We start from the raw sequence: 19,298 nt of genomic DNA on the forward strand, positions 1-19,298 counted from the left end.
ATTGCTTAGAAATAGCTATTTAATGATTTTCGGCGATCGTGCTCTCTTCTGCAAAAGGGATTACCACAAAAAGATGATTCGGTTTTCCCCACATCTTGGACAATTCTCAATCAGCCTTTCACTGGCGGGTTCTCCTGTCCAACCCCTACTCCCCACAAGATAATTTACTTTTTGTGGAACAGGCCGAAAAGCCTGTTAAGCGAACATGGTGCAAGATGTCAGTTGCCCTCACATAGTAGCTCACAAAGGCAACTGCAGGAGAAAGGTGCTGCCGGAACCCAATTCGCTGCGGGCGCTGAGGCTGCCGCGGTGGGCGCGGGCGATGGTTTGGGCGATCGCCAATCCCAGTCCCGAACCGCCGGTATGGCGCGATCGATCGCTGTTGACTCGGTAAAATCGATCGAATATTCGCTCTAAATCTGCCGCCGCGATCCCAATACCGGTATCTTGAACCTGAACAATGGCCTCTTGGTGGCTGCAATCTAAAATAACTGTTACTTTCCCGCCCACCGGAGTGTATTGAATGGCATTAACAATTAAATTAGCAACTAAGCGGTAAAGTTGGTCGGAATTGCCGACAACATTTAATTGCTGCTGCACTCGCACTTCGGATGTTAACGCTACCTTAGAAGCGATCGCCAAAGCTGCCAATTCCTCGACTAAATCGCTAACCAAGTCATTCAAACAACACAATTGAGGGCGATCGCGTAGCGCCTGATTATCCATGCGAGCGAGCAGGAGCAAATCAGCAACTAACTGAGTCAGTCGTCGGTTTTGGCGATCGATCGTCCGCAAAACTTCCCGCGCTTCTTTCTCATCTAATTGAGGCGTCAACAGCGCCGATTCTACTGTCGCCTGCGAAGCCGCTAAAGGCGTCCGCAATTCGTGGGCTGCATCCGCTGTAAACTGTTGGATTTGTCGGTAGGAAGAATAAATCGGTTTCATGGCCAATCCTGCCAACAACCAACTAGCAAAGCCTATCAAAATCAAGGCTGTAGGCAAACCTAATTTCAAAACCCATTTCACTGTACTGAGATAATCATTGAAGTCTTGCAGGCTCCGCCCAACTTGAAAATATCCCCAATCTTGCTGTGTTTGGGTGTGTAGCGCTACAGAAATTTGGTGATAAACATTTCCTTTAGTGTCAGTTATTGTTTGCCAGTATTGGGAGTTAAATTCTGGTGGTAATTCTTCGGGGTAAGCGCCTGCGGTAGCAATTAATTTCCCGGAATAATCAAATAAACGAATATAATAATAGCCTTGGTTGATAGCGCTTAAAATATGGCGGCTTGGCAACTGTTCTTTAATGCCTTTAACTCCCATTAGGCGGAGGTTGGGCAAAAGTTCATTTACTATAGGCTCCAAACGTCCGGGCTGCTGCAATTTGAGTTCTAGGCTGTCGTGTAGCGTCCCCGCTACCGATTCTAATTCCCGGTCTATGGCTACCCAGTGAGCGTGGGCGATCGCCTTGTATACGCCAAATCCCAACAAGCTTAAAATCAAACCCATTACAGCCGCATAGGAAATGGCTAATTGCCAGCGAGTTCGATTAAATAGTTTATTTTGATTCACCTTTCATATCTTGCTAGTAATTGGTAATTGGTAATTAGTCGAAGATGATATTTTTTTACCTACCACAGAGGACGCAGAGAACGCAGAGGAGGAGAAAAGAGAGAATAAGCTCTTAAATAATCAGGTTTATGACACCCGTGTCTAAGTCCTATTAAAATAAAAACTTCCCGGTAATAATAGATTTTTTATATTTGGCTATCATGCCAAATCCTCATGTTTTAGGAGTTCTGCATATTCGCTTATTCCGAGTTCCGCAAGTGGTCGGTCTTGTTCGGTAAATTAGCCGTAGAGTGCAGCTAAGTTAGTTTCATAGATTGCTGGAATAGTAGCTAATCTGGCACGGAATTTTAGGCAGTAAATAAATTCAAATACTTGTTTAAGTTGTTCTAGAGCGAGCTTTTCTAACTCTTGTTGAATTAAATCTTTCATAGCAGTCATTTTTACGATCAAATTTTCTATATTATAGCCAGATACTGGAAACGAGATATAATCCGCCCGCCGTTGGCCCTACAGCTTTAATTTCTCATGCGGTATCCGACGCCGTGAACGGTTTCAATTAAATTCGTGCCGCCAACAGACTCAAGTTTCCGCCGCAGCAAGCGCACTTGAGCTGCTACCACATTGCTAAAGGTATCTGCACTCGCCTCCCATAGCTGATTCCGAATTTGGTCAGTGGTGATAATTTGGTTGGGATGTTTCATAAAGTATTGTAGCAGTTGAAACTCTTTGTTTGTTAGAGGAATTATCTGGCTGTTGCCACTTCGATCTAGATGGCACACAGTTCGATTTCCGCAGTCCAAAACCAGATTTCCTACCTGTAGCTGTTGCGGTTGAATTTGGGGCGATCGCCTTTGCAAAGCCCGCAATCTTGCTAACAGTTCCGCCATCCCAAACGGTTTAACTAAATAATCGTCAGCCCCGGCATCTAGTCCCGCCACTTTATCTTCCATGCGGTCTTTGGCTGTCAGCATCAAGACGGGCAGGGCGCTATTTTTAGCACGCAATCTCCGCAGCAGTTCCAATCCTGACAATCCTGGTAGCAACCAGTCAAAAATAGCTAGGTTATATTGCGTCCACTGACTGTCTAAATATTCCCAAGCTTCACTGCCATCTAGGGCCCAATCAACTATATATTTTTCCTGCTTTAAAGTGCGATCGATCGCTTTCCCTAAATCTGGCTCATCTTCAACTAGCAAAACTCTCATAACTCTAATTTATAGCGGTAAATCCTTATACATTGTTAGCGATCGGCAGCATCTACCCCAATATCTAACCTCACATACTGAGATGAAATCAGCATGAAATCTTCTGACTTCCCAGAAAAAGATAACAGTTGACAATAATTGACAACAAGCTGGTAATGTCTTATAATCAACCACGAGTAAATTTTTGAGAAAAATTATCAATAAGTATGACAGATTTATCCGATCGTCCCGCCATTAAAAAGGCTGGGCGCTGGAGTCGCCGCCAAATGCTACAGCTAGGAATAGCTGGGGCTGGGGTAGCGGGCGGCGCGATCGCACTTCAAAGCTTGACTCGCAAACCGACATCAGTCGCGAGAATACCGCCAATCCCGGCAGATGCACTCACCGTCAGCAATATTAACCCGATGCAAATTGCGCGGGATTTTGATTACGGCACGGTGACGCGCGAAAACGGTCGCACGGTTCGGGAATTTCGCCTGGAAGCTAATACTTCGATCGTCCAACTTAACAGCGCCGTCACTTTCAACACCTGGAACGTCAACAATCGCGTGCCGGGGCCGACATTGAGGGCAACTGAGGGCGATCGTATCCGCGTCATTTTTTATAACAAAGCCGGACATTCTCATTCGCTGCACTTTCACGGCGTTCATACCAGCGAAATGGATGGCGTTAAACCAGTGAAAAACGGTTCGGTATTTATTTATGAATTCGATGCCAATCCTTACGGATTGCATCTATATCACTGCCATATTGAACCCGTAACTCGCCACATCGGTAAAGGACTATATGGAATGTTCATTATCGATCCGCCAAAACCCCGCCCTCCCGCCGATGAAATCATGTTAATCATGGGGGGATATGACGTAAACGAGGACGAAAAAAACGAACTATACGCTTTTAATGGGTTGCCCAATTATTATATGAATAACCCGATCCCTATTTACAAAAATCAGTTAATCCGGCTCTACGTTCTCAACCTGATTGAGTACGAAGCAGCAGTAACTTTCCACTTGCACGCCAACTTTTTTGACGTATATCGCACGGGAATGACTTTAACTCCCAGTGAAAGAACTGATGTCATCACCATGGGAGTAGCTGAAAGACATATATTAGAATTTACCTACGGCTACCCTGGAAAATATATGTTTCATCCCCATCAAGATGCGATCGCCGAAGCAGGCTGCATGGGGGTATTTGAAGTCATCACTTAAACCTAATGCTGCTACCAGGCTGCGCCGATTCAAATAAAGTATGAAATTATTTGACAAGCTCGATCGCAAATAGGTAGAATGAATAGCTCGCAAATTGAGAATTATTCTTAATAACTTGTGAGTCCAAATGCACATAACGTAAAAATTAGCAACTGCCATGTTACCATCCTTTCGCTTATTACCGACCGCCACGGCTACAGCCATCCTCGTTGCTCTGGCCGGTTGCGTTTCCCCCTCCACGACCAGCAACACCGGCAGCACCGCCTCACCCGCTGCTACAGCCAGTCCCGCATCCACAAGCGGTCACAGCATGAATCACGGCGGCAAGGGCGGCATCAACATCAATACTGCCATTCTTTCAGAGTTAGATAAACTCGAAGCCAAGTTAGGAGTACCGGCACTTTCTAACAAAATTCAAGCCAGCCGCCCTTACGGAAAAGTCGAAGAATTGGTCTCAAAAAATGTCATTACTCAAGCCCAATTCGACCAAATCAAAGACTTGGTAACTATTGAAAATTTGGTGCTGACAGGGGAAGCCAAAGATGTAGACTACATGACTAAACTTGGCTTGATGAAAGGGCATCTTTTCGTAGCAAAAGAACTCTTGGAGCAAGGCAAACCAGACCAGGCAGAACCTCACATCGGCCATCCAGTCGAAGAAATTTATGCCGATGTGGAAGATCAGCTAAACGAGCGTAAAATTCCTGAATTTAAGGCTACTTTAATTAAATTGCAGGATTTAGTTAAAGCGGGTGCAAAAGATCCGGCTCAAGTGAATGCGGAATTCGACACATCAATGCAAGCAGTTGACGGAGCAATTGCCGCCCTTCCCGAAACGCAGCGCAAAGATCCCAAATTCGTGCTGCAAGTGATTAACGGCTTGCTGGATACAGCTAATTCCGAATACGGAGCCGCAGTTGCTAACGGCAAAATTTCCGCAATAATTGAATATCAAGATTCGCGGGGTTTTGTCATGTACGCGGAAATGCTGTACAAAGATATCGCCGAACAAGTGGCTAAAACCAGCCCTGAAATTGACAAAGCAATTGTTGCCAACATGGCTGAACTGAAGACAAATTGGCCAACTGCGATCGCGCCCGCAGCCCCCGTAAAAACAACCGAACAAGTCAACCAGCTAGTTAAAACGATCGAAAGCGACAGCCAAAAAGTTCTCAAACCAGCATCCTAAAAACACCACTCTCATCAAGAGCGGTAATTGGTAAATAATCTGCCAATTACCTCGCTCATTAACCACTCTCATTCCCACCATAAAAAAATGAATTTTGGCGAAGCATTGCCCACATTTGTAATTACTCTCCGCGAAGGAGTCGAAGCCGCCTTAGTTGTCGGAATTGTTCTAGCTTGCCTCAAAAAATCAGGACAAAGTTATTTAAGTCCTTGGGTTTTCGGCGGTGTTGGCGCTGGACTTATCGCCAGCGCTTTGATAGGTGTACTGTTCGGCTGGACGATTCAAATTTTGTCCGCATCCAATCAGCCTTTTGCACCGATTATGGAGTCGCTGCTAGAGGGAATCTTTGGGCTGATAGCGATCGCAATGCTGAGCTGGATGCTGATTTGGATGACCAAACAAGCGCGATTTATGAAAGCCGAAGTTGAAGGCGCTGTGAGTGCCGCCTTAACGCAAAAGTCTCATGCTGGTTGGGGCGTATTTAGTTTAGTTTTTATTGCCGTTTTGCGCGAAGGGTTTGAAACTGTTTTGTTTGTCGTCGCCAAGTTTCAACAAGGCATTATTCCAGCCCTCGGCGCTTTGGCGGGCATTCTCTCAGCCGCCGGACTTGGCGTCCTGCTGTTTAAATGGGGAGTCAAAATTAATATCCGCCTGTTTTTCAAATATATGGGCATTTTATTGCTCTTCATTGTAGCAGGCTTAGTGGTATCTACTTTGGGAATTTTTGACAGCGCGATGAATATTTTATCGCAAACAAACCGCGAATCAGCAGCACTGTGTTTCTATTACGAAAGATTTACTAAAATCCACTCTTGCATTCTCGGGCCGATGGTCTGGAATACCTCGCAAATGCTTCCCGAAGAAAAGTTTCCCGGTTTGTTGTTGAGTGCGCTGTTTGGATACACGGATAAGCTCTATGTCGTGCAGGCGATCGCCTATTTGATGTTTTTAGGTACTGTCGGTGGCATCTACTTCCAAAGTCTGGCAGGCAGAGTTTTCTTCCCATTCAAAAAAACACAGGTAATGAAATAGGAAATAAAGTGCGATCGAAATACGATCGGCTTTTTAGTGGAAATGCAGGAGGTACTTGTTTGTTGCTAATAACTAATGCGCCCATAAGTTAGAGCGCATTAGGAAATCAGCTATCTATTGATTGAAAGTAAAACGACCGTCAACTTTTTCTCCCTTAATATCCGCATTCACTTTCACAGGATAACTTCCTGCATCTTTGCCGGGAAACACCACAGCGTAATGTTTACCCTCAGCATCATACTTGAGAGCTAGGGTTTGCTGCTTTCCATTCGGTAACTGCACTTGAGCCGTCACTTTGGCGTTAGGAACTGGTTCCTTTTTCTCCCCTTTTTGCAAATAAACATCTAAATGAGTTCCGGTAGCTTCTTTTTCAGGTACAAACTCTAAATAGTAAGCTCCAGACTTTACAACTTGCCCCCCTTTAGTTGCTGTTGCAGGAGCAGTGGCGGGAGCCGAAGACGCAGGTTTAGAGGCCACAGGAGGGGAGGCTGGAGTGTTATTTGGATCGCTTGCTTGGTCGCCTTTACTGCAACCTCCCAACAACAGCAATCCGACACTACCTAGAATAACTAAGCTAGACTTGAGCGATTTCATTGGTTTGACTCCTTACTGACGGACAATAATTAGAAAATATCACACATTAAGTACCTTACCGTCTTCAATAACTGCCTGAAGTTTTTGAGGTCGTAAAAATTTCCCAAATTGAGCATACAAAGCTGGCAAAACTAACAGAGTTAGTGCTGTAGAAGTAAATAAACCTCCTAAAACTACTACTGACAGCGGTTGCAGGATTTCCTTGCCGGCCCCGCCTTCAAAGACTAAAGGTGCTAAACCCAAAGCTGAAGTTAAAGCCGTCATCAGGATGGCGTTGAGCCGTTCCATCGAGCCTTGAATAATTGCTTCCTTAAAAGGCATTCCTTCGGCAAACTTAGAGTTGTAGTTGTCTACTAAAAGCAAGCCGTTGCGGGTGGCAACGCCAAATAAAGTGACAAAGCCAACCAGGGAAGCTACGGAAATTATACCGCCCGTCACAGCTACCGCAATTACTCCTCCCACTAATCCGATCGGCAAATTAATCATAATCATAGCAGTTGAAGCGATCGACTTGACGGACAAGTACATCAATACTGTAATTACCAAAAAGGCGATCGCGCTAAATATCATAATATTTTGCGAAGCTCTTTGCTCAGCTTCAAATTGACCGCCGTACTGGATAAAATAGCCAAAAGGCAACTCCACCTCTCGTTTTACTTTAGCTTGAATTTCATTCACAACCGATCGCAAATCCCTACCTTTAGCATTAGCCGCCGCCACAATCAAGCGAGAAACATTTTCGCGGTTAATCGTATTGGGCCCCGTACCGTATTTAACAGTCGCAACTTGGGCGAGGGGAATCTTGTTGCCGCTTGGAGTATCAACCAACAAATTATGAATAGTTTCTAAGTTGTTTCTGGCTTCAGGCTGCAACCAAACAACTAAGTCAAAAGTTTGCTGCACCTCCAAAACTTGAGAAACAACCTTGCCATTCAAAGCTGTCTCAATTATTTCAGAAAGCTCTCCGATTTTCAAACCGTATCTACCCGCAGCTTGACGGTTAAACTTAATTTGAATTTGTTGCACTGGCACCTGCGGTTCTAGTTGCAAATCCACAATTCCCTCGACTGTTTTCATTTGCTCTTCAACTTGGGCACCGATGCTGCGAAGTCGATCCAAATCCGGACCAAAGATTTTAACAGCAATCTGACTTCTGACACCAGATAAAACCTCATCCATCCGGTGAGAAATAAAACCGCCGATATTTGGTGCAACTCCCGGCAATCTAGCAAATTCCTGCCGCAGCGACTCCAAAGTTTTCGGCCGATTTTTCATCCCTGCCTCGCTCAAACCGATATCAATGTGAGCTAAATTAACTCCCGCAGCATCAGCATCACCCGGAGCTCTGCCCGATCGCACTTGTACGTATTCAAACCTGGTATCATCCTTAAGTGCATCTTCAATAGCAAAAGCCGCGCTATCTGTTGTTTCCAAAGACACCCCCGGATAAAGGAGAATAGTATTCACCAAAGTTTGCTCCTGAAACTCCGGCAAAAACACCCGTCCAAAGGAAGGCAAAATAATTAATGCAGCCACCATGCTAGCAGCGGCTAAAGCTAAAATAATCCCCGAATAGCGCATTGACAATTGTATAAAAAAATGATAGATGCGCTTGCAAAATCTCGGCAGCCAAGGTTCCGCAGCACTCATGCGTTTGTTAGGCAATAAAATAGCGCAAAGGGCGGGAGATATTAACAGCGATTCCAGACTAGAAATCACAACAACTACCAGATAAGTAATCCCCATCGGCGTAAAAATTCTACCTTCTACACCGGGCAAAGTAAAAATTGGCGAAAACACCACAATCCCAATTACAGTCGCTCCAATTAACGAATCGCGTACCTCCTGACTGCCGTCAAAAATCACATCCATTACCGGGCGTGGATGAAGAGAAGACGTATTTTCTCTCAAATTGCGGTAGGTATTTTCCGCATAAACGATCGCATCGTCGATCGCAGTGCCGATCGCCACCGACAAACCCCCCAAAGTCATCGTATTCAGCCCCAGCCCCAGCCAATACATCGCCAGCAGCCCGAACAGCCAAGTCAGAAAGAAATCCAGCAAAACAACCGTCAGAGTGCGCCAATTCATCAAAAACGGGATGAGAATCAGGGTGACGATGATACTACCTTCAACTAAAGCCGATCGCACATTCTCCACTGAGGAATTAATATATTCTTCCTGTCTAAAAGTCACAGTAACTTTAATATCTTTTGGCAGAGCTTGCTGAACCTCAGCCATTGCTGCCTCAACCGCTTTAGTAACAGTCGGAGTATCAGCAACTGGCTGTCTGTTTACCATCACAATCACAGCTTTTTTGCCGTTAAAACTGCCATCGCCCCGCTTGATAGCAGCACCAATCTTGACATCAGCGACATCAGAAATTCTGACGGGCGTTCCGTGGCGAGAGTCAATCGCAGATTGCTGCAAATCTTCCACAGACTCAATCCGCCCCACCCCCCGGATTAAAGTTTCTCGATCCGGCGTAATTAAATACCCCCCTGGCGCGTTAACATTCGCAGCCGCCGCCGCTTCGGCAACTTGCTGCAACGACACATTAAAAGCTTTCAACTTGGCAGGTTCTACTAATACTTGATACTGCCTTTCTTCGCCTCCGTAAGCCACCACTTGAGCAACCCCAGTCACTGCCAAAAGCCGATTTGTGACTTGCCAGTCAACCAGGCGGCGCACTTCCATCAAAGGAGTAGTTTCCGAGGTAAAAGCATAAGTAATAACAGTGCCCACAGGAGAAGTTGTGGGAGAAATTTGCGGTGTTTCTACCCCGGCGGGGAGTTTACTTTGCGCTTGCTGCAACCGTTCTGTTATCAACTGCCGCGCTTGATAAATTTCAGTTCCCCAATCAAAGATTACCTTAACCGCAGAAAGGCCCACAGCCGAAGACGATCGCACTGCTGTCACCCCAGGAGTTCCATTAATTGCACTTTCGATCGGCAGTGTTACTAAAGACTCGATTTCTTCCGGCGCGAGCCCCGGTGCTTCCGTCTGAATTTCGACTTGCGGGGGTGCAAAAGGAGGGAAGACATCAAGCGACATTTGGGGGATGATATATAATGTCCAAAGACTAACAATAATGGTGGCGACAACGACTAGCCAGCGACGGTTAATTACCCATCTGAGAATTGTGCTGAACATTTAATAATTTGGGAATTGGGAATTGGGAATTGGGCATTGGGCATTGATAAAAACAGCTATCCGTGTATCCGTGACTTCCGTGTCGTGCTGTTACTTCACACTCTTGACTTCTGTCTCTGCATTTTTAACGTGATGGTTGTTATTATGTAACAGCAATTCCTCGTCCCAGGTCGATGTAGAGGCGGAAAAACCATTATTTGTAGCATTGTTTCCAGAATCCGCTGCTATTGCTGGCAATTTGCGCCGATTTCCCCACAACACGCCGGCTGTGAAAGTCAGGGATGCGATCGCCACTCCTCCCCCTATTCCCGCCCACCATAAAGACACGGGTAAATTATTAAAATTCATTTCTGTTACCTTTGGAGTTGCCTCTTTCTTTGCCTCGTCTTTTGAGGGCTTGCTGCCGCCCCGCAAAGATTGTGCGTAAAGTTGAGGTGCTCGCTGCGTTACTATCAAGTCTCCCTCGAATAAACCCCTCTTAACTTCAACTAAATCTCCGGCAGTTTGACCCAGTTCAATTTCCACAGCTTGATAAGCATTGCCATTTTGGAGGTAAACGTTTTTTTTACCGCTAACATCCACTACCGCCGCACTCGGAATTGCTAAAATATTTGTTGCAGTTTTGTCGGTTAAAATCTCTAACTCAGCAAACAGTCCGGGCTTTAATTCGCCGTTAATATTATCTAGTTCTGCTTTCACCGGCACAACCCGCGTTTCTCCTTCCACGGATGACCCAATTAAGGCAATTTTTCCATTAAAAGTGCGATCGGGTAAATTAGCGACTTTTACCCTGACTTCCTGACCCTTTTTTACTTGATTCAGGTCTTTTTCGTAAATATTGGCTGTGGCAAAAACGCTGCTGTCGTTTAAGATACTCATCAGCGGTTTTTCCGCCGAGTTTACTGACTCGCCTGGGGTGATTTCGCGATCGGCTACCGTCCCCGAAATCGGAGCAACTACGGTAACGAGTCCTCGATCGTTGGCAGCCGTTCCTAATTGTTGCAGCCGCGCTTGATAGGCTGCGTCAGCCAAGCGAATGCGCGACTGAGCGACTTCGACGGCAGTTTTGCCGCGTTTGACTTGGTTCTCGGCTTCTAGGACTTCCCGGCGGCTCTGAGCTCTGGTAAGTTGAGCTTTTGCTTCTGCTACTCTGCCTTGAGATTCCCGCAATTCCCGCATTGGGAGGTCTACTTCGGCTTGTTTAATTTCGGTTTGGGCTTTGATAACTTCAGGACGGCTTTTTGCCTTCGCAACAGCGGCTTGTGCTTCGGCGAAGTGGGCTTGCGATTCCAGCATTGCGCGCCGCGCGATCGCCCCTGATGCCACCAACTCTCGATCGCGATCGAACTGTTCTTTAGCCACTGTGAGTTCAGTTTCTGCCCGCGCTATTTCTGCTTGCGCTATTTCAACTTGACGCCGATAGTTTTCTTTAGCGGCTTGCACCACAGAACGCTTGTTTACTAATTGTTGTTCTTGTTGGTACTGCTTAGTTACCGCTGCCAATTGGGTTTGGGCTTGGGCGATTTCTGCTGCGGATATTTGAAGTTGGCGATCGTAATTTTCTCGTGCTAGTTTGAGATCGCCTTCGGCTTGCTGCAAATCTGCCTCAGCTTCGGCACGTTTCGAGAGAGATTCAACCCGCAACTGTCCTAATTCTGAACTCGATATAACCGCAACCGGTTGACCTTTTGATACTTTGTCCCCAGGCTTAACCAGCAACTCTACTACTTTGCCAGCAACAGGAGCAGTAACTTCTACTTTTTGGTTTGGTAAAGTTTCAATTTGTCCAGTGGTTTTAATGCCGATATCTAGCCGCTGGCGTGCTGCATGGGAGACTTTAATTCCTAATCGTTTTGCTGTTTCGGCATCGACAGAAATAGCAGTAGGAGTTTGAGTTGTTTCGCCGCTTTGGTGAAATTCATTTCCGTGGCCAGCGTGGGCAAAAACAGCAGCAGGAGAACTTAGCAAAATTAGGCTGAGCAAACTTCCCGAAAAGCTGCTAATAATTGCCGGACATTGAGCATATTTGTGGAATATCATCGTTGGCATTGTCCTTGAAATCAGGTTGAGTGCCACAGGTTTAGCAGTTGGTATTTTGCCAACGTAAGTAAGTGATACCCCTTACGTAAAGTTACTTATTAGCATTTTCCAAGAAGCGACCGCTAAGCAATGACCAAGAGCTAGAAATGCTCTACTCAACCTAGTATTTCACGGTCAAATGAAATTAGGATGAAATTTTGAATCAGCAGCCCAGATGCCCACCAGATTCTAAAATACGAAGATAAGTTTCGCCTAATGACAAGCGATTCTGCTGTAAATTTTTTTCCGGTTTTTTTATTTCTGCTTGCGCTTCAATTTCCTGTGTCAATGCGCTCACTAACTTATCTACGGCTGCATCTGATTTATAAGTGGTGTTTAATTCCAAGCTATTCAATATCATAAACTACCCTCTCTATTTATATAGCTTTTTGCTGACCTATCTACTACTTTAGAGGTAGGGCTGAACAATTGTCTACAGTATTGTTACGTAACTTTCTACCACTTTAGAGGTAGGGCGGCTCAATTATCTACAGTATGTGTAGGTACTCTCAGGAAACTGAGGTGGAGTCAGACCAATGCTGACAGCCACTGTCGAGCTACATTACTTTGTCTACCAAGGTTGTCGCCACTTTTTCATTTGCTCAATTTCTTGCTTTGGTGAAGCAAGTCTTTTCGGAACTCTTGAGCTACTGTGATTAAGGTCACTCATTTTCGGGATTTGGGTCACGTTTTGTTGAGGTGAGCTAAATTACTGTTTGTACCAAGCTTGCCGCCACTGTTTCATTTGCTCAATTTCTTGCTTTTGCGAAGTCAGAATTTCTTGAGACAATTTCTTCATTTCCGGGCGTTTTGACTTCTTCAAAGCATCTTCAGCCATCACTAAAGCTCCTTCGTGGTGAGGAATCATCGCATTGATAAATCGCAAGTCAAATTGGTCGTCAGCGGCCCCTAAATCCATGCTCATCATCATGCTTTGCATTTGTTCGGGAGTCATTGCCATCATGTGACCCATTGAAGCGTGATAAGCCATCGGTGTACTGCTGGCTTTGGGATACCAAGTTTTTCGCCACTCTTTCATTTGATTTATTTCGCGGTTTTGAGCAGCAATTATATCAGTGGCAAGTTTTTTCATTTCCGGGCGTTTGGATTGTTTAAGCACATCTTTTGCCATGTTTACAGCACCTTGATGGTGTACTGTCATGCCATCAATAAACCGCAAATCGTAGTCGGCATCAGCAGGGCCTAAATCCATTGACATATCGTGATTCATGCCATGATTCATGCCACCGCCTTGGGCCACGTTTTGCTTGTTGTTTGCTTCGGTTGCAGCCGTAACATTTGGGGCTTGAGCTTCGCTGGAAGGGGCTTTTGAACAAGCTGCAAGCACTCCGCTGGTTAAAGCGGCTGCGGCGGTCAATATCAGGGCTGCAAAGCCTGTTTTTAATGAAATTGGTTTCATAGATTCTATATCCTTAAAACTGCCATTTATTTTCAGTTTTTCATATATAAATGAAATTAGGATGAAATTTTTGCTGCGAACTTGTAAAGAATTATTGCTGTGCCGTCGATCGCACTCAAATTTAAGATTTACAGAACTCACTTGAATCTAATTATGTAGGGTGCACAGTGCGTGCCTTACCCCTATGGGTAGCGTGTCAAACCAGTTTTTTCATAATTCCTGATTTATTTTGCAATTCCCCTTGACTCTCCAGTTTACTGGAGACTTTACAATGGAGTTAATTCATTGATTGAGCAGAGTAGTTTCTGCTGAGGTTCAAATTATGACTTTACAGCTAAAAGTTCCTAAAATGGCTTGTTCTGCTTGTGCGACTACAATCACAAAAGCAGTCCAAGCCATTGACTCAGCCTCAACTGTTGAGGCGGATGTCAAGACAAAATTGGTCACGATTCAAACCGCTAAGTCGGAAAGTGAAGTTAGGAAAGCGATCGCATCTGCCGGCTATCCAACTATTTAAAGACAAAGGGTAAATGTCTCATTGAGGATGGCATATATGGACAATCTCACACTTAAATTGCGGGGCATGAGTTGTGCTTCTTGTGCTTCCTCTATCGAACAAGCAATTCAATCTGTCCCCGGCGTACTTGAGTGTCATGTCAATTTTGGGATGGAACAAGCAACCATCCAATACGACTCCAAGCAAACCAACTTAGAAACAATTCAATCGGCTGTTGATGCTGCGGGATACCAAGCTTTGCCACTTCAAGAAATGGCGGCGATAGAGGATGATTCCGAACAAGCCGATCGCAAATCTGAATCTCAAACCTTGCAGCGGAAACTCTGGACAGCAGGTATCATAAGCATCCTGCTGGTTATGGGCGCTATTCCAGCGATGACCGGCTTGCACCTGCCATTTATTCCCGCATGGCTGCACAATTTTTGGCTGCAATTAGTCCTGACATCCCCCGTACAATTTTGGTGCGGCAAATCGTTTTATGTAGGAGCTTGGAAATCCTTCAAACGGCGGGTGGCGACAATGGATACCTTGATTGCCTTGGGAACGAGTGCTGCTTACTTGTATTCTGTATTTGTGACATTTTTTCCCGGTTTCTTGACAGCCCAAGGTTTGACTCCTAGCGTTTACTATGAAGTAGCAGCCAGCGTTATCGCCTTAATTTTGTTGGGGAAAACCCTAGAAAATCGGGCGAAGGGAGAGACTTCCGAAGCCATTCGGAAACTCATGGGTTTGCAAGCAAAAACTGCTCGGATAGTTCGCAACGGGGAAGAGTTGGAAGTGCCGATCGCCCAAGTGGAAATTGGCGATGTCGTGCAGGTGCGGCCGGGAGAGCAAATCCCCGTAGATGGAGAGGTAATTGAAGGCTCTTCCACAGTAGACGAAGCAATGGTTACGGGAGAAAGTTTGCGTGTCAAAAAGCAGCTTGGCGACGAAGTTATCGGAGCGACAATCAATAAAACTGGCAGCTTTCAGTTTCGGGCGACAAGAGTCGGTAAAGATACATTTTTAGCTCAAATTGTCAAGATGGTGCAGGATGCACAGGGTTCAAAAGCACCGATTCAAAAGTTAGCAGACCAAGTGACTGGTTGGTTTGTTCCTGTAGTAATTTCCGTCGCTTTAGCTACTTTTCTTATCTGGTTTAACGCGACGGGAAACTTCACTCTAGCGACCGTGACAATGGTAGGAGTCTTGATTATTGCTTGTCCCTGCGCTTTGGGTTTAGCGACTCCGACTGCTGTGATGGTTGGCACGGGTAAAGGTGCAGAAAACGGAATTTTAATTAAAGGAGCGGAGAGTTTAGAATTGGCTCACAAAATCCAAATAATTGTGTTAGATAAAACTGGAACTCTTACGGTCGGCAAGCCAACTGTCACTGATTTTGTGACAATAAAAGGAACGGCGAACAGCAATGAGTTAAAGTTGCTGCAATTGGCGGCGTCTGTAGAGCGAAATTCGGAGCATCCTTTGGGGGAAGCTGTTGTTAGATACGCTCAATCTCAAGAGGTAAATTTGACGGATGTTAAGGATTTTGAGGCGATCGCGGGAAGCGGTGTGCGCGGGGTTGTCGGCGGAAAGTCGATCGCCCTGGGAACGCTGAGGTGGATGCAGGAACTAGGCTGCGATACTGAATATCTGGAACTGCGCGCCAGAGCTTTGGAAGCTGCGAGCAAAACGGTTGTTTGGATGGCTGTAGAGGGCAAAATAGAGGCAATTATGGGGATTGCTGATGCCCTCAAACCATCGTCGGCGCAGGCGGTGAAAGCACTGCAAAAACTCGGTTTGGAGGTGGCGATGCTGACGGGGGACAATCGCGCGACTGCGAAGTCGCTCGCCGAATCCGTGGGTATTACTCGCATTTTTGCCGAAGTTAGACCCGACCAAAAAGCTGCTCAAATCCAAGCCCTGCAAGGGGAAGGGAAAATTGTCGCGATGGTGGGAGACGGGATTAACGATGCACCGGCTTTGGCCTTAGCAGACGTGGGAATTGCGATCGGCACCGGCACCGATGTGGCGATCGCAGCCAGCGACATTACCTTAATTTCAGGAGATTTGCAAGGCATAGTTACAGCAATTAAACTTTCCCGCGCCACCATGCGGAACATCCGGGAAAATTTGTTTTTTGCGTTTATTTACAACATCGCTGGAATACCGATCGCGGCGGGCATTTTGTTCCCAATTTTCGGCTGGCTGCTCAATCCAATTATCGCCGGTGCAGCAATGGCTTTCAGTTCAGTCTCTGTAGTTACTAATGCTTTGCGATTGCGAAATTTTCAAGCCAAATCTAGTGCATAAATTTGGAGGAATTAGAAAAATGTTACAGCCTAGTCAAATTTGGGGAAGTCTCGCGATTTTAGGACTTGTGATGGGAATTGCATCAGGGGTTCACGCTTCAGAAATGTCCGTCCAGCATTCTAATTCAACGACTCAATTCCGCAGCATTGAACAGCCACTAGGTTTAAAAGTTGGCGTCACAATAGGTGGTTTGACATTAATTGGTTTGGAATTGTGGTGGTTTTTGTTCAGTAAAGCTAAAGGGCGGCAAGCTGAATCTATTCAGGGGATACAAGAGTTGACTATTACTGTAGACGGGGGTTATGAACCTGCAGCTGTAGTTGTGAAAGTGGGTCAATTAGTCAGGCTCAATTTCTTGAGGCGTGACCCCAACAGTTGTCTTGAAAAAGTGTTGTTACCAGATTTTCACATTGTGCGAGAATTACCTCTAAATCAGCTAACGGCTGTTGAATTCACCCCTCAAAAACCTGGACGATACCTATTTACTTGCGGCATGAATATGTTTAGGGGTGTGGTGGAAGTACAAAGCTAAATCAAATAGACAGTTGTCAACCTGCGGCAATTGCGACGGTTGAGGCGCGAGTTTTTCAGCAAGAAATCGCTAAAATAGATGAAAGCTTAAAAAATTTGGAGTGAGCTAAATGCAACTACTACACACGATGCTCCGAGTCGGCAACCTGGAAGAGTCCCTCAAATTTTACACCGAGGTTCTGGGCATGAAATTGCTGCGAAAAAAGGACTATCCAGACGGTAAATTTACTCTGGCTTTTGTGGGCTACGGCGACGAATCAGACACTACAGTTTTGGAATTAACATACAACTGGGGCGTCACAGAGTACAATTTGGGGGATGCTTACGGTCATATTGCGATCGGCGTTGACGACATTTACGGTACTTGCGAAGAAATTAAAGCCTGCGGCGGTAAAGTTATCCGCGAACCCGGCCCGATGAAGCACGGTTCAACAGTCATCGCTTTTGTGCAAGACCCAGATGGATATAAAGTTGAATTAATTCAACTGGCAAATCAAGGTAGCAACACCCAGAAAGTAGCAGCAACAACCGCATCCTAACTTTCTTAAGAGGGGGAAGGGGAAGGAAAAACTATCTTCCCTCTTGCGTTTTCCTTTTGACAACAGTCGTACCCACAACTGTCAACTGTCAACTGAAACTTTTAATTCGATCGCACCGACGGGACAAACTGTTGCAAATAAATTTTTTGCCACAATATAGAAAAACTGCTCCCTATTTGGCTTAAGCTATCAAATTTAGGAATTAATTTAGATTCTCGGCGCTGGTCTAAAGCAGCGATACCCGAAAAAAATATAGCTAATACTAACAAAAATACTACGCTCACACTAAATAAAATAGTCCAATAAACTAGAAATTCGCTTGTGTAGCTGACCCCGAATATCCACTTAATCAGTAAATCCGATAAATACAAAAACAGCCCTCCTGAAAACCCCACCCTGAATAATAGCCACGTCCACTTAAACATATCTGTTGCAGTCTTGCTATTTTTGGACGCAGAAAGTTCTAAGTCTCTAATTTTGCTGTTAATATTTGAGGTGATTTCATACAAAGTATACTGCAAACCATCTCTGATATAATTGAGTTCATTGTCGAGGTTTATGCACTGCTCGGATGTACTTTTATCCAAGCTCAGGTTTTGGATTTGTTGGCGGTGCGCCGCCAGTTTATTGTCGAGAGTGTAATCCCATTTTTCCAGCCGATCTACAGTCAAATATAAAAGTTCCTTATTAGCATCTAACAAGCTCTGGCAATTTATGATTGACTTAACTAACTTGCTGAGATTGTTGATATGCTCCTCTAGAGTATTTTGGGATTCCCTTTGTTTAGCTGACAATACACTTGCGAGTTCCACATCCCGCTCGCCGCACAGCGACAAAGCCTGACTATACATCTCGTCAATTTCCATTTTACCGAAATACAGTGACGCTTTGTACTCCTCTATCTCGGGAATAGTCAGACATTCTAAGGGCTGATATTTTACATTAAATTTATATACAAGCGCTGTCATAATTTGCGCCGATTTTCGGTCTAGCTTGTCTTTGTAAGGTTCTAAAATAATTGTAGCTACATTTTTAACTCTCGCTTCCGGGTGGTGCAGGAACTCAAAAATTTTGGCAAGTATTTTGGAGAATTCCAAGTCATTAAAATTATTTTCCGCAGCTTCCAAAAAGTTTGTGGCCGCTGCATCGTTTTCGGCTTTCAATTGGTACGGGTCCGTAAATGCGATCGCACCAAATACTCGATCGATCCAAAACAGATATTCGTCGCAATCCATTGGCAGACTCGGCAGCAGCCAGTTCGGGCCGTACACCCAAAAATTGAGACAATTCTCATATTCCTTACTGCTGTCATCTCTGCTGCTGTCGCCCAAAGCAAATTTGTTGCTTGCTAATAGTTGAATTTGCTCTTCTACAACCCGTCGCTCAATTTCCCCTGCATTGATTGTGAAATTGACAACGCCTTCCTTGCCTTGTCGTGGCCCTGCTTCATCCAACCAAATTGACTTAATACTAACAGCCGCAGACCACCGAATTAAAGGAGTCGATCCCCCTCGCGCTTCCTGTTCTAACGTCGCCAGCAGATTTTTGCTAAAATCACTTGATCTAGGCGTTCTCTCACTTGATCTGTGCCCCTCTCGCACCTTCCCCAATGCCTGAATTGCCAAAGCGCGAAACAGTAAATTCGGATGGGGTTTTCTGACGGATTCCGGTATATTTTCTCTGAATATTCCGTTTTTGGGTACGCCCACAACTTCAGCAAAAGGCTCAATGCCGCACTGTTGCAGGATTTTTTCAATTAGGTTTATTCTTTGCCAAGGTTGAGTATATTTAGTGAGAGTGAAGATTAGCGCTGTGCCGCTGCACCCCATTGACTCAGGGATGCTAGGGCGATCTAGTTTCCACAGATTGCTCGTCATAATTTGTCGCCAGGACAATTACTAGATATGGACGCCGTTGTTTGATGCTGAATTCAGCATTACATTTACTGATGCTTTTTGTCAATA

Annotated in this window: 16 protein-coding genes; 7 read left to right on the top strand and 9 right to left on the bottom strand. The window is 45.2% G+C overall.

The features are described 5' to 3' along the window. Nucleotides 1-240 precede the first annotated feature (240 nt). The 3 genes from rppB to rppA form a co-directional block, all read right to left on the bottom strand. Nucleotides 241-1,572, bottom strand: a complete 1,332-nt coding sequence (rppB, locus tag QUA27_RS01015) for a two-component system sensor histidine kinase RppB (protein ID WP_333065775.1) — start codon at nt 1,570-1,572, stop codon at nt 241-243. A gap of 279 nt (nt 1,573-1,851) precedes the next feature. Then, nucleotides 1,852-2,010: a hypothetical protein gene (locus tag QUA27_RS01020; protein ID WP_333065776.1), complete on the bottom strand. Its 159-nt coding sequence runs from the start codon at nt 2,008-2,010 to the stop codon at nt 1,852-1,854. A gap of 77 nt (nt 2,011-2,087) precedes the next feature. Further along, nucleotides 2,088-2,777 carry a two-component system response regulator RppA gene (gene rppA / locus QUA27_RS01025; RefSeq protein WP_333065777.1) on the bottom strand — a complete coding sequence of 230 codons (690 nt, stop codon included), beginning with the start codon at nt 2,775-2,777 and terminating at the stop codon, nt 2,088-2,090. A gap of 206 nt (nt 2,778-2,983) precedes the next feature. Between rppA and QUA27_RS01030 the strand changes: the two genes are divergently transcribed. The 3 genes from QUA27_RS01030 to QUA27_RS01040 all read left to right on the top strand — a co-directional run bounded on the left by QUA27_RS01030 (nt 2,984) and on the right by QUA27_RS01040 (nt 6,209). Continuing rightward, entirely contained in the window at nt 2,984-3,988 is a 1,005-nt protein-coding gene (locus QUA27_RS01030; protein WP_333065779.1) for a multicopper oxidase domain-containing protein, read from the top strand. Nucleotides 3,989-4,145: 157 nt separating this feature from the next. Beyond that, on the top strand, nt 4,146-5,177 hold the full coding sequence (locus tag QUA27_RS01035; RefSeq protein WP_333065780.1) for a 4-helix bundle domain-containing protein: 1,032 nt from the start codon (nt 4,146-4,148) through the stop codon (nt 5,175-5,177). Between the two features lie 87 nt (nt 5,178-5,264). Beyond that, nucleotides 5,265-6,209: an FTR1 family iron permease gene (locus QUA27_RS01040; RefSeq protein ID WP_333065781.1), complete on the top strand. Its 945-nt coding sequence runs from the start codon at nt 5,265-5,267 to the stop codon at nt 6,207-6,209. Between the two features lie 114 nt (nt 6,210-6,323). Here QUA27_RS01040 and QUA27_RS01045 read toward each other — a convergent pair whose 3' ends face one another. The 5 genes from QUA27_RS01045 to QUA27_RS01065 all read right to left on the bottom strand — a co-directional run bounded on the left by QUA27_RS01045 (nt 6,324) and on the right by QUA27_RS01065 (nt 13,455). Beyond that, nucleotides 6,324-6,803: a hypothetical protein gene (locus tag QUA27_RS01045; RefSeq protein WP_333065782.1), complete on the bottom strand. Its 480-nt coding sequence runs from the start codon at nt 6,801-6,803 to the stop codon at nt 6,324-6,326. 39 nt (nt 6,804-6,842) lie between these two features. After that, nucleotides 6,843-9,956: an efflux RND transporter permease subunit gene (locus tag QUA27_RS01050; RefSeq protein ID WP_333065783.1), complete on the bottom strand. Its 3,114-nt coding sequence runs from the start codon at nt 9,954-9,956 to the stop codon at nt 6,843-6,845. A 90-nt stretch (nt 9,957-10,046) separates the two neighbouring features. Continuing rightward, nucleotides 10,047-12,005, bottom strand: coding sequence for an efflux RND transporter periplasmic adaptor subunit (locus QUA27_RS01055; RefSeq protein ID WP_445251459.1), 1,959 nt, complete (start codon nt 12,003-12,005; stop codon nt 10,047-10,049). Between the two features lie 193 nt (nt 12,006-12,198). Then, nucleotides 12,199-12,396, bottom strand: coding sequence for a hypothetical protein (locus tag QUA27_RS01060; protein ID WP_333065784.1), 198 nt, complete (start codon nt 12,394-12,396; stop codon nt 12,199-12,201). A 348-nt stretch (nt 12,397-12,744) separates the two neighbouring features. Beyond that, complete coding sequence (locus QUA27_RS01065) at nt 12,745-13,455, bottom strand: DUF305 domain-containing protein (RefSeq protein ID WP_333065785.1); 711 nt, start codon at nt 13,453-13,455, stop codon at nt 12,745-12,747. Between the two features lie 322 nt (nt 13,456-13,777). Here QUA27_RS01065 and QUA27_RS01070 point away from each other — a divergent pair, with 322 nt between their 5' ends. The 4 genes from QUA27_RS01070 to gloA all read left to right on the top strand — a co-directional run bounded on the left by QUA27_RS01070 (nt 13,778) and on the right by gloA (nt 17,334). Then, nucleotides 13,778-13,972, top strand: a complete 195-nt coding sequence (locus tag QUA27_RS01070; protein ID WP_333065786.1) for a heavy-metal-associated domain-containing protein — start codon at nt 13,778-13,780, stop codon at nt 13,970-13,972. A 36-nt stretch (nt 13,973-14,008) separates the two neighbouring features. Then, the gene (locus tag QUA27_RS01075) at nt 14,009-16,264 is read left to right on the top strand and encodes a heavy metal translocating P-type ATPase (RefSeq protein WP_333065787.1); all 2,256 of its coding nucleotides are present in this window, start codon (nt 14,009-14,011) and stop codon (nt 16,262-16,264) included. A 19-nt stretch (nt 16,265-16,283) separates the two neighbouring features. Beyond that, nucleotides 16,284-16,796, top strand: coding sequence for a cupredoxin domain-containing protein (locus tag QUA27_RS01080; protein WP_333065788.1), 513 nt, complete (start codon nt 16,284-16,286; stop codon nt 16,794-16,796). Nucleotides 16,797-16,905: 109 nt separating this feature from the next. After that, nucleotides 16,906-17,334 (top strand): lactoylglutathione lyase, encoded by a 429-nt coding sequence (gene gloA / locus QUA27_RS01085; protein ID WP_333065789.1) that lies wholly within the window; start codon nt 16,906-16,908, stop codon nt 17,332-17,334. 101 nt (nt 17,335-17,435) lie between these two features. Here gloA and QUA27_RS01090 read toward each other — a convergent pair whose 3' ends face one another. Then, the gene (locus tag QUA27_RS01090; RefSeq protein WP_333065791.1) at nt 17,436-19,211 is read right to left on the bottom strand and encodes a hypothetical protein; all 1,776 of its coding nucleotides are present in this window, start codon (nt 19,209-19,211) and stop codon (nt 17,436-17,438) included. Nucleotides 19,212-19,298: the final 87 nt, after the last annotated feature.

The sequence above is a fragment of the Microcoleus harperi Pol14_C6 genome, from assembly GCF_036701295.1.
Lineage (GTDB): Bacteria > Cyanobacteriota > Cyanobacteriia > Cyanobacteriales > Microcoleaceae > Microcoleus.